Origin of the sequence: Rheinheimera sp. (genome assembly GCF_020217005.1) — a bacterium.
Classification (GTDB): Bacteria; Pseudomonadota; Gammaproteobacteria; order Enterobacterales; family Alteromonadaceae; genus Pararheinheimera.
This window is the reverse complement of the sequence record NZ_JAIWOI010000084.1, coordinates 1-10,000: the sequence shown is the minus strand read 5'-3', so window position 1 is coordinate 10,000 and position 10,000 is coordinate 1. Positions and strand designations below refer to the sequence as shown.

Annotated in this window: 11 protein-coding genes; 6 read left to right on the top strand and 5 right to left on the bottom strand. The window is 47.9% G+C overall.

The genetic code is table 11. From position 1 onward, the window contains the following. On the bottom strand, positions 1-370 hold a 370-nt coding region (locus LDL40_RS04135), incomplete at its 3' end, for a pseudouridine synthase (protein ID WP_300993879.1). A 109-nt stretch (positions 371-479) separates the two neighbouring features. On the opposite strand from LDL40_RS04135, the gene LDL40_RS04130 reads away from it, so the two are divergent. Beyond that, positions 480-932: a DUF4826 family protein gene (locus LDL40_RS04130; protein ID WP_300993877.1), complete on the top strand. Its 453-nt coding sequence runs from the start codon at positions 480-482 to the stop codon at positions 930-932. 122 nt (positions 933-1,054) lie between these two features. Here the strand turns inward: LDL40_RS04130 and LDL40_RS04125 are convergent, their stop codons facing one another. Together LDL40_RS04125 and LDL40_RS04120 are read right to left on the bottom strand one after the other, a co-directional pair. Beyond that, positions 1,055-1,801: an SDR family NAD(P)-dependent oxidoreductase gene (locus LDL40_RS04125; protein WP_300993875.1), complete on the bottom strand. Its 747-nt coding sequence runs from the start codon at positions 1,799-1,801 to the stop codon at positions 1,055-1,057. Positions 1,802-2,046: 245 nt separating this feature from the next. Further along, positions 2,047-3,063, bottom strand: coding sequence for a sensor domain-containing diguanylate cyclase (locus tag LDL40_RS04120; protein ID WP_300993874.1), 1,017 nt, complete (start codon positions 3,061-3,063; stop codon positions 2,047-2,049). Between the two features lie 359 nt (positions 3,064-3,422). Between LDL40_RS04120 and LDL40_RS04115 the strand changes: the two genes are divergently transcribed. Next, a complete protein-coding gene (locus LDL40_RS04115) occupies positions 3,423-4,835 on the top strand; it encodes an ADP-ribosylglycohydrolase family protein (RefSeq protein ID WP_300993873.1) in 1,413 nt (470 codons plus the stop codon). 26 nt (positions 4,836-4,861) lie between these two features. Here LDL40_RS04115 and LDL40_RS04110 read toward each other — a convergent pair whose 3' ends face one another. After that, positions 4,862-5,377, bottom strand: a complete 516-nt coding sequence (locus LDL40_RS04110; protein ID WP_300993871.1) for a DUF1569 domain-containing protein — start codon at positions 5,375-5,377, stop codon at positions 4,862-4,864. Between the two features lie 112 nt (positions 5,378-5,489). Between LDL40_RS04110 and LDL40_RS04105 the strand changes: the two genes are divergently transcribed. The 4 genes from LDL40_RS04105 (at position 5,490) to LDL40_RS04090 (ending at position 9,413) form a co-directional block, all read left to right on the top strand. Then, positions 5,490-6,209, top strand: a complete 720-nt coding sequence (locus LDL40_RS04105; RefSeq protein WP_300993869.1) for a Crp/Fnr family transcriptional regulator — start codon at positions 5,490-5,492, stop codon at positions 6,207-6,209. Between the two features lie 101 nt (positions 6,210-6,310). Beyond that, positions 6,311-6,805, top strand: coding sequence for a DUF962 domain-containing protein (locus LDL40_RS04100; RefSeq protein WP_300993867.1), 495 nt, complete (start codon positions 6,311-6,313; stop codon positions 6,803-6,805). Positions 6,806-6,892: 87 nt separating this feature from the next. Further along, a complete protein-coding gene (locus LDL40_RS04095) occupies positions 6,893-8,245 on the top strand; it encodes a ribonuclease J (protein ID WP_300993866.1) in 1,353 nt (450 codons plus the stop codon). A 1-nt stretch (position 8,246) separates the two neighbouring features. Further along, entirely contained in the window at positions 8,247-9,413 is a 1,167-nt protein-coding gene (locus LDL40_RS04090; RefSeq protein WP_300993865.1) for a GNAT family N-acetyltransferase, read from the top strand. 10 nt (positions 9,414-9,423) lie between these two features. On the opposite strand, the gene yghU is transcribed toward LDL40_RS04090, so the two are convergent. Continuing rightward, positions 9,424-10,000, bottom strand: a 577-nt coding sequence (yghU, locus tag LDL40_RS04085; RefSeq protein ID WP_300993864.1) for a glutathione-dependent disulfide-bond oxidoreductase, incomplete at its 5' end; no start/stop codon positions are given.

Below are 10,000 nucleotides of genomic sequence, written 5' to 3'. Positions count from 1 at the left end.
ACAAGGCTTTGTCTTTGCTGATAGGCACTTCAATGATGCCGCTATCTTGTTTTATATGACCGGCCACTATGCTTTGGTAGCGCTTGGTCACAGTGCGGGACTGAAACTGCTGGCTTAACAAGGCGTTCGTGGTTTTATCCAGGGCCAGCAGCATAATACCTGAGGTGCCAAAGTCGAGTCGGTGTATTAAGCTGATAAGCGGATAAATTTGGGCTAAACGATGGTGCACAGAGTCGAGGTTCAGCGGGTTTTTACCGGACAAACTCAATAAGCCACTGGGTTTGTTGATCAGCAGAATATGCTCGTCCTGATACAGCATTTCAATAGACTGATGACAGGCTGGGGCAACAAAAGTATCTATCACTGTCATCTTGGCTATCCTGAGGAAACAAGGCGCAGAGTGTACTTGAAATCAAAGCTTGCTGCCTTGGATTAACTTAGTGAAAATAGCGCTTTTGAGCCAACAAGGGCCTTAGTGTATGGATTTGGATGAAGCAGAAGACTGGGCCTGGTGTGACGCACAGTTTGCCGCTATTGAAGCTTATGTCAAAGCGCAGAATATTCCGCATGGTGTCATTTGTGACTGGCCTGAGTGGTATGCTGCGCCTTATGTAGGTTTATGGGCAGTAGAAGATCCGGCTGATCCGGGTTTCGTTGGGCACTGGATATTAGCTGGCGACACAACAGGCGTGCAGCCGCAACCTGTGGCTTTTGATTTTTTATCTGCAGAATATGCTGCTGAGCCTCGTGAAGCTTTAGCTGCTGTTGCCAAAAAATGGGCCGCTTTGGCAGCTGCTGCGGCAAAAGGCACAGCCTGGACTGGCAGCCCGGTATTAAAGGGTGACTTAACCCAGCAGGCCAGCCAGTTAGCGCGGCAGGCGGAGCTGTTAAAACTTTGGGCTGCCGACGATGAGATGTGGGAGCAGGATTAAAACTTAGCCTGCTGCTAATTCTTCGCACTGGTCATCAGTGTCCGTGTTTTGTGGCTGAATAAAACTTCTCCTCTTCTGCAGCAAGGATAACAGCGACTTTTGTTATCCCTGCTGTGACTCAACTAGCTTAAAGTAAAACCTGCATCCACTATTAAATCCTGACCATAAATGCCACGCGCAGCATCCGACAGCAGAAATACAATGGCATCGGCCACTGCAGAAGCTTCAAGGAATTGACCTGTGAGTAACCGCTGGCAAACTGAAGTTGCTACAGAGTTCAGACTGGTTTCATCCAAACCTAAACTGCCCCAGATAGGCGTAGCAGTAGGGCCTGGCGACACCAGATTAATACGGATCCCAGCTTCGGCTAACTCGACCGCCAAAGTGCGGGCTTGAGCTTTGAGTGCACTTTTTGACGCTATATAAGCGCCCAGTCCAGGGAAGGTGATGGCAGATAAAAAAGTAGCGATAAAGACCACTGAAGCTTGTGGAGCGAGTTGGTTGCGAAGTACCGCCAGAGTATTTAAAGCTCCGGCGCCATTGACCGCCCATTGCCGGTGAAAAGCTTCGGCATCCAGACTATCACCCAACTGAGCTATACCGGCGTTCGGCACCAGATAATCCACAGGGCCAATGTCTTTGGCCAAAGCTGCAAGTTTGTCCAGATCTGAAGCTTGGGTTACGTCGCCTTTGCACCAAATCAACTGCTCGCCAAAATGAGACAACAGAGGTGCCAGTTCGCCTTTTTTGCGCGACATGGCCAAAACCTTTACCCCTTGATTTAATAACGCCGAAGTGACGGCTAAACCTATACCTGAACTGCTGCCTGTAACAATGGCAAAACGGCTGTTGATCGTATCGACTGGCATAAAAATCCTCTATTGATGTTAGATAACTCCTTCCTGGAATTCAAAAGGTAGGCCATTTTTATTTTATATATAAATCAATAGGTAAGGATTTTTATGAGTCATTATGACCTTGTGTTTTAGAGTCATAATGACACTTTTGTGTTTCTGGCGCAGAGGTTTCGCTGCAGCCTGTTGGCGGCTTAAACTGCGGTCATGTGTCACTGGCTGTTGGTGAGTACTTAAAGGCAGGTTGGCGCCAGTACGCTCTAGTGACTGGAAAATATACAACTTTGATTGCGGCCAAGATTTTTAGCTTTGTACAGAGCCAGATCGGCAGCCTCGAGCAGTTGTTTTTTCTGAGTCAGATTTTCTGCGGCGGCTAACCCGATACTTACGGTTAAGGGCCTGAGTGGCCATGGGTGACTCGCTATCAGCTGTCTGAGTTTTTCCAGCTTCTTGTAGGCAGAAACCAGATCTGCGCCAGATAGGATCAGTGCAAACTCTTCACCACCATAACGGGCAAAAAAGTCATAGTTGCGACTGTTTTGCTGAAATAAAGCCGCAACCTGACTCAGCGCCTGATCACCAGCAGCATGGCCAAAACTGTCGTTAAAACTTTTAAAATGATCGACGTCGATAAGCGCCAGCACAAAGGACTGACCGGTCCTGAGCCAACGGGAAAATTCGCTTTCCAGCCGTTGATCAAAAGCTCTTCTGTTATGCACTCCGGTTAAGGCATCCGTCATGCTGGTTTGATGCAGTTGTTCACTGAGTTTTTTTAACTCCAGCATGGCGATAACTTGTCGGGATAAAGCTTGCAGCGATTCAATTTGTTTTTGATTCAGTTGCTTAGCTACATAATCAAAGACACAAATGGTACCAATCACCTCACCTTCAGGGCTAACTAAAGGAGAGCCCGCATAAAATATGTAACCCTGCTCGCCTAATACCATAGGGTTATCTTTGAATCTTTGATCCAGCCTGGCATCTGGCACCACCATAACAGTATCCGGCGCTTCCATAGCGTGAACACAAAATGATTCTTTTATTGCCACTGAGTGTCCCGGAAATCCGATCTTTGCAATAAAACTAAGTTCCTTTTCATCAGCTCTTGTCACCAGAGCTATAGGGGCGTCGCAGATATAACGGGCCAGCTGAACTATGTCCTGCAAGTTTTGGTCCTGCAAATTCTGATCGGAATCAGCCTGAGTTTGCGGCTTAGCTTCGTAGGAGGCTGGTGATGTGAGGTCGTATCTGAATGGGCTTTTAGTTTCTTTCGACATTTGGCTCAGCACTCACTGGAACAATTTAATAAGCTGTTGATTTAACTCTAGCATAGAGAATTGATGCTGGCACAATCTCTGCCATGGACTGTGTAATCAAGGCGTTAGGATTTTCGGCGGCCGGCGCACTGACCCAAACCTGTGCTTCCTCTTCACTTTGCGTATTCAGCGCATGACCTGCGTGCCATAAAGCCAGATCAACGCTGCCTGCCGCCAGAGGGCCGATGTTTAGTGCCGAGGGCGACAACTTCTTACATCATTGCCACTATCTGGCAAGCAGAGCACTATTGCCAGACTTGACAATAAAGACTGTACATCGCATAACAGCATTATTGTAAGTGCTTTCATTTTGGGGTTGTATGCATTCGCTATCACATTGTGTTGTTGCTGTTTTGCTGCTGTCTGGCCTGTTAGTCTGTCCTTTGGTGCTCAATGCTCAAGGGCAAACCGAGCCTGCCGCCTTATGCAAGCTTGTCACTGAAGGCACTCATACATTGAATAAAAAGCTCTACGCTGACAAGGTGCATGGTTTTTGGCTTGGGCTCAGCATAGCGAACTGGACAGGGCTGGTGACTGAAATGGATAAAATTGGGGGGGATGGACCGGCAGGGCAGTTTTATACCCGCAAAGACTGGCAAGGCAAAGACCAGCCCAGTATTTGGGGCCAGGGTATTCCGAGTAATTTATCTGACACTATAGATTGGGTCGTTGCAGACAAAGATGAAGTCTGGGGTTCTGATGATGACAGCGATATTGAATATATTTATCTGAAACTGATGCATGACAGCAAAACTCCACTGCTTAGTGCTGAACAAATTCGGGATGGCTGGCTGGCGCATATTTACAAAGACTCGGAAACTCCTTTTAAAACGGCTGAAGGCAAAGCTGAAAACTTTTTGTGGGTATCCAATCAGCAGGCTTTTGATTTAATGCAGCAAAATATTCTGCCACCTTTGACAGGTATGCCCGCTTATAACCCGCATTACGATATGATTGATGCTCAGTTGACTACAGAGATCTTCGGTATTCTGGCGCCATTTCGTGCTGATATCGCTTCAAAGTTGGCCTATTTACCTATACGCACTACTGCTTATGCCGAAGCGGCCGACATTGCTAATTTTTATGTTGTGATGCATGCACTCTCTGCAACAGTGGACCCAGCCAAAGCCATTCAGCCTCAGTTGTTGAGCATTGCAAAACAAGCCAGAGCAGAACTGCCTTCCAATCAATATCCGGCCAAGATGTTTGATTATGTCTGGTCTTTGTACCAATCCGGTATTCCATGGGAAGAGGCGAGGGATAAGCTGTATCAGCGGTATCAGGTCGAAGCCAAAGACGGCTATGAAATCAGCGGAAAAAAGTTGTATTGCAATGGCTGTTTTGCCGCTGGTATTAATTTCGCGGCCAGTTTAGTCAGTCTGTTTTATGGTGAAGGTGATATGCAAAACACCATTAAAATAGCTGTATTGGCCGGTTGGGATTCGGATAACCCTGCTGCAACCTGGGGTGGGCTCTATGGTTTTATCTTAGGGAAAACCGGAGTAGAACAAGCTTTTGGCCGCAGTTTCTCCGACAAATTTAATATACACCGCACCCGCAAGGGGTTTGCTAATAATGGCATAGATAATTTTGACCAAATGGCGCAGATGTCGATAGCTATTGTGGATCAAGTGGTCTTTCAGTATATGAAGCCGGCGCAGCCAGCCCAAACAACTGACTCAGGATGTTGGCAGATCCCGGCTTTTGTGGCGCCGGCTGTCAGTCCTTTATAACCGGCGTCTTTCACAATAGATGCGGCTTACGAGCTTTGAATTTGCGTCAAATGTTGCCGGATATGCATCACATGAGCCGCTTCGTAGTCCTGATGATCCAGCACTCCATAGGCAAAATGTGGGCTAAGGCTGCTACTTTGAGCAAATTGCGTTAAAGCCTGGAGCAAGTTCTGCAAAGCTTGCTGTGTTGGCATATGAGCGTCCAGTGCCGGCATGCCAGGTATGGCTTCATCCAGAGGATGCAGCATAGCGCCAGCGGTTTTAAAGGCTTTAAGCGCAACAGGTCCAATACTGTGGGTGAACCAGGCTGCTTTATGTTCTGAATAGCCCTGAACAGAACCCAGAACACTCTGCGTCAGATGCTGAAACACCTGACTTGGAGTCCAGCTCCCACTGCTGGTCAGTTCTTTATGCTGCAAAGCGCTCAGCTGTGCTAACAATGCATCCCAATGGGATTGAAAGCCTCTGCTCCCCAGTTCCAACCCTGCTGCCGCTGTTACACTGATGGCGGCCCCTGCTATTAAAAATTGTCTTCTGTTCATCGTCAGTCCTGTGATGCCTGTTATGCGGATCCGCTACACTTGCTGATTTTATCCGGATCTCCTACCTTGTGCACAGTTTGATTGCTCCACATACCTGATACCGGAAATGCTTATGCCCGAACACTCTGTATCCGAAACCTCTGTGCCTGAACATTACAGGCCGCTACTGCGTCAGCACAGCAGTTGGTTTGCTGCGTTATCTGAGCAACAACAGCTGCAGTTGCTCGCCCAGGCCAAACTGATACAGCTGGGCTCTGGTCAACGTTTGTTTAGCAGAGGTGATGCTTTTGATGGCATCTATGTGGTGTTATCCGGTGCTTTGTTGATTGCAGGAGTTCACAGTTCAGGCCGCGAGGCCTTGCTGACCATAGTGGAAGCGGGGGATTGGATAGGTGAAATAGCCTTGTTTGATCACAAAGAGCGTACTCACGATGCCACAGCCAGTATTCCAAGCCGGCTGCTTCAGCTGAATCATTCTGCGCTGCAACAGCTGGTGTTGCAGGATCCGCTCTGGTGGCAACGTTTTGGTCAATTACTGACGGAAAAAATGCGAATGGTATTTCAGGCGCTGGAAGATATCAGCCTGTTGCCTGCCTCAGTGCGGCTTGCCAGGCGTTTATTGAGCTTGTGTCGTTTGCATCAACAGGGCGAAGGTTATCTGATCCCGGTGCAGCAGGAGCAGCTCGGGCAGTTATTGTCCTTATCACGCCAAACTATTAATCAGTTGCTGCAACAGTTGGTTATGAGCGGAGTGCTGCGCACCAGTTATGGTCATATTGAAGTACTGGATTTAACACTGTTAAAACAAGCTGCACAGCTGGATACCAACTAAGATGTTTTACACAAGATTCGGATAGCTGCAAGATTGTCGGCTTCCCGACAGTGTTCACTGCGGTTTTATCTTAGAGTAAGATTTTTGCGAAGGAGAACTCTATGAAAACCTTGTCTGAGCATTTAATTCAATACGCCCATTACCACAGGGATCAGCGCAATATTTATACCCACTTTGCTGGTATCCCTTTAATTGTGATCGCTTTATTTAGCTTGTTGTCCTTTGAGATAGCTGCAGGTTTTACTGCTACTCACTTATTACTGCTTGGTTCTTTGGCGTTTTATTTTCGCTTAAGTCTGAGCATGGGGCTGGTGATGCTGCTGTTTAGCGCCAGCTGTTATGCTGTTGCACTGCAATTGGTTGGGCTTGAAAGCACAGCGACCTGGTTAGGTGCGTCAGCCGCAGTCTTTGTATTTGGCTGGGTACTGCAATTTATCGGGCATTATTTTGAAGGCAAAAAGCCTGCTTTTGTTGATGATCTGGTCGGTTTATTGATTGGACCTTTGTTTGTCATGGCTGAAGTGCTGTTTTTATTGGGTTTTGCTAAATCGCTGCAACAGCAAATTGACCAGAGTGCCGGGCCTGTGCACAAATAGCGACTTCTGTTTATCTCTAGGCTGACTGAGCCAATGGGCTTACACTAAGCGTATTACGCATGAAGGTGTTTTTGGGAAGTTGTCATAGTGGATTTAATACCGGGCCGCGCTGATTTGTGGTTTTTACCTTTAGGTGGCACAGGCGAAATTGGCATGAACCTGAATTTGTATGGTCATGCCGGTTTCTGGTTGATGGTGGACTGTGGTGTGACTTTTAATAGTCCGTTGCAACCAGACAGCCTGCAAAAAGCCGATGTAGTGGCTGCAGATCCGGCTTTTATCGCCAGACAGCCAGAGAATCTCGCTGGCATTGTAATTACCCATGCCCATGAAGATCATATAGGGGCTTTACCAGCACTCTGGCCCCGATTCAAATGCCCTGTCTATGCCACAGCTTTTACGGCTGAGATTTTACGCCGCAAACTGGCCGAAGTCGGGCTTATGGATAAAGTGCCTATTATTGAAGTAAAAACCGGCGATACCAGGCATATAGGCCCTTTTGCAGTGCAATTTCTCTCTATTACTCATTCTATTCCTGAGCCGCATTGTTTGATGATCCGCACCGATGCCGGGTCCGTGTTTCATACGGCCGACTGGAAAATTGACGCCACTCCAATGACAGGCAGAGCCTTTAAACCCCGCGTTTTTCAACGTTTAGCTGTGGAAAAGGTCACAGCTATGGTTTGTGACTCGACCAATGCGCTGCGTGAAGGCTTTTCCGTATCCGAAACGGACTGCTACAACGCCTTATTGCAGGTCATAAGTCAGGCTCAGGCCAGGGTGGTGGTCAGTGGTTTTAGCAGTAATGTCGGGCGTTTAATAGCACTTGGCCGGGTAGCGAATAAGACAGGACGCTATATGGCGCTGCTTGGCCGCTCATTACAAAATATGGTGGGTGCCGCCCGTGCAACAGGCCACTGGCCTGATGATATTCATCTGATAGACGCCAATGATTTAGGCTATTTACCCAAAGAAGAGGTGTTGGTCGTAGCGACAGGAAGTCAGGGCGAGCCGAAGGCCACGTTAAGCCGTCTGGCTGCTGATATGCAGCGGGAGTTGTCGCTGGAAAGTGGTGATTTAGTCATTTTCAGCTCCATTATTATTCCGGGCAATGAAGGCTTTATCGAAAAGCTGGTGCAGCAATTTCAGCAACGCGATATTCAGACGTTACAAAGCCACAACACGGACCTACCTATTCATGTTTCTGGCCACCCATGCCGGGGTGAGCTGGAGTTATTGTACAGCTGGGTCAAACCTCAGATTGCAGTGCCTGTGCATGGCGAAGCTGCACATATAGAGGCCAATGCTGATGTGGCACGACAAAGTCAGGTGCCTATTCAATTGACTGGTCTAAATGGTGATTTGTATGTGCTCGCCCCAGAGCCGCGTATTTATAAACAAGTGGTCAAAACTGGCCGCATCGCTCTGGTAAGGTCCTGATATGCAGCTGCAGTGGCTTGATTCAATTAATAAAGTCAAAGCAGCGGACTGGAATGCCTTATTTCCCGCTGACTATCCTTTTAGCCGTTATGAGTTTTTACAGGCGCTGGAATTGGGTGGCAGTGTGGGCAGCAGTCCGGGTAGGGACACCGGCTGGCTGGTACGGCATTTTGTGGTATGGCAAGAAGATAGGCTGCTGGCCGCTATCCCTGCTTATATCAAAATGCACTCCTATGGCGAATACCTGTTTGATTGGTCTTTTGCTGAGGCCTATCAAAACTATGGCCTGGACTATTACCCTAAGCTTTTATTGGCTATTCCATTTACACCAGCCGAAGGACCACGTTTAGGTCTTGCTGCCGGGCTGGATAAAACTCAGTTGCTGCAGTGGTTACAGCAGGGTGTACATCAACTGCTGCAAGCAATACCGCTGAGCCATCTACAGTGTCTTTATGCCGCGCCGGACGATCAGCAAGCGTTTCGCGACTCAGGTTTTATCGAACGTTTTGACGTGCAATTTTTATGGTCGAATCAGGGCTTTCAACATTTTGATGATTTTCTGGCAGTGCTGACGGCACGCAAACGTAAGCAAATTCGTAAAGAACGCTCTGCGGTGACAGAGCAGGGCGTGCAGCTCAAAACTTTAACTGGCGCTGAGTTGGATGCTGCTTTTTGGCAGCAGTTTTACGGTTTTTACTGCGACACCTACCAAAAACGTTCCCGCCATAATGGGTATTTGACTGCGGACACCTTCAGGCGTTGGGGTCAGACTATGGCGGACCAAATCCTTGTATTCGCAGCTTTTGTTGATGAAAAAATGGTGGCTGCTTCATTGTGTTTTCAATCAGAAACCACCTTATACGGCCGTTATTGGGGCTCTGAACACGACTTTAACTTCCTGCATTTTGAATGCTGTTATTACAGCGGTATAGACTACTGTATCAAACAGGGGCTGCAGTTTTTTGATGCCGGAGCTCAGGGTGAACACAAGCTGCAACGGGGTCTTGCACCCGTACTGCGGCATGGTTTTTACAGCTTTACTGAAAAAGCACAGCATAGAGCCATCAATGAGGCGATAGCCCGATACTGCTTGCAAGAGCAAAAGGCTATTGAGCAGTATCGGCAAGAGGCAGAACTCAGTCTGCCTTTTGCCAACCGGACTGATTAAGCCTCAGATTTTAAGCTTTAGGGATGCGATCAAAATCCGCAGCGCTATGACGTTCCGGGAGCTGCTCGTGGGCTTCACCCCAGTTGCGATTGACCTTGATACCACGTTGTACCGCAGGACGAGCGTCTATCTGCTTAGCCCAGCGCTGCAGATGTGTGTAACTTTGTACATCCAAAAACTCAGCTGCATTGTACAAACGACCTAAAGCCAAAGCACCGTACCAGGGCCAAATGGCGATATCGGCAATACTGTATTCATCGCCAGCAACAAAAGCCTGTTTAGCCAGCTGTTGGTCGAGCACATCCAACTGACGTTTGGTTTCCATCGCATACCTGTTGATGGGGTATTCATATTTTTCCGGCGCATAGGCATAAAAATGGCCAAAACCGCCGCCAACAAAAGGCGCGCTGCCCATTTGCCAGAAGAGCCAATTCATTACTTCAGTGCGTTTGGCTGGATCTTTTGGTAAAAAAGCGCCAAATTTTTCAGCCAGATACAACAAGATTGAGCCAGATTCAAACACACGGCTGCCTGTGCTGCGATCAAATAAAGCCGGAATTTTGCTGTTCGGATTCACCTGAACAAAA

Excerpts from the sequence above, each read along its gene's own strand:
- LDL40_RS04115 (WP_300993873.1), top strand. The coding sequence starts at position 3,423 with ATGCATTCGCTATCACATTGTGTTGTTGCTGTTTTGCTGCTGTCTGGC.
- LDL40_RS04090 (WP_300993865.1), top strand. The coding sequence starts at position 8,247 with ATGCAGCTGCAGTGGCTTGATTCAATTAATAAAGTCAAAGCAGCGGAC.
- LDL40_RS04120 (WP_300993874.1), bottom strand. The coding sequence starts at position 3,063 with ATGTCGAAAGAAACTAAAAGCCCATTCAGATACGACCTCACATCACCA.
- LDL40_RS04125 (WP_300993875.1), bottom strand. The coding sequence starts at position 1,801 with ATGCCAGTCGATACGATCAACAGCCGTTTTGCCATTGTTACAGGCAGC.
- LDL40_RS04105 (WP_300993869.1), top strand. The coding sequence starts at position 5,490 with ATGCCCGAACACTCTGTATCCGAAACCTCTGTGCCTGAACATTACAGG.
- LDL40_RS04110 (WP_300993871.1), bottom strand. The coding sequence starts at position 5,377 with ATGAACAGAAGACAATTTTTAATAGCAGGGGCCGCCATCAGTGTAACA.
- LDL40_RS04100 (WP_300993867.1), top strand. The coding sequence starts at position 6,311 with ATGAAAACCTTGTCTGAGCATTTAATTCAATACGCCCATTACCACAGG.
- LDL40_RS04130 (WP_300993877.1), top strand. The coding sequence starts at position 480 with ATGGATTTGGATGAAGCAGAAGACTGGGCCTGGTGTGACGCACAGTTT.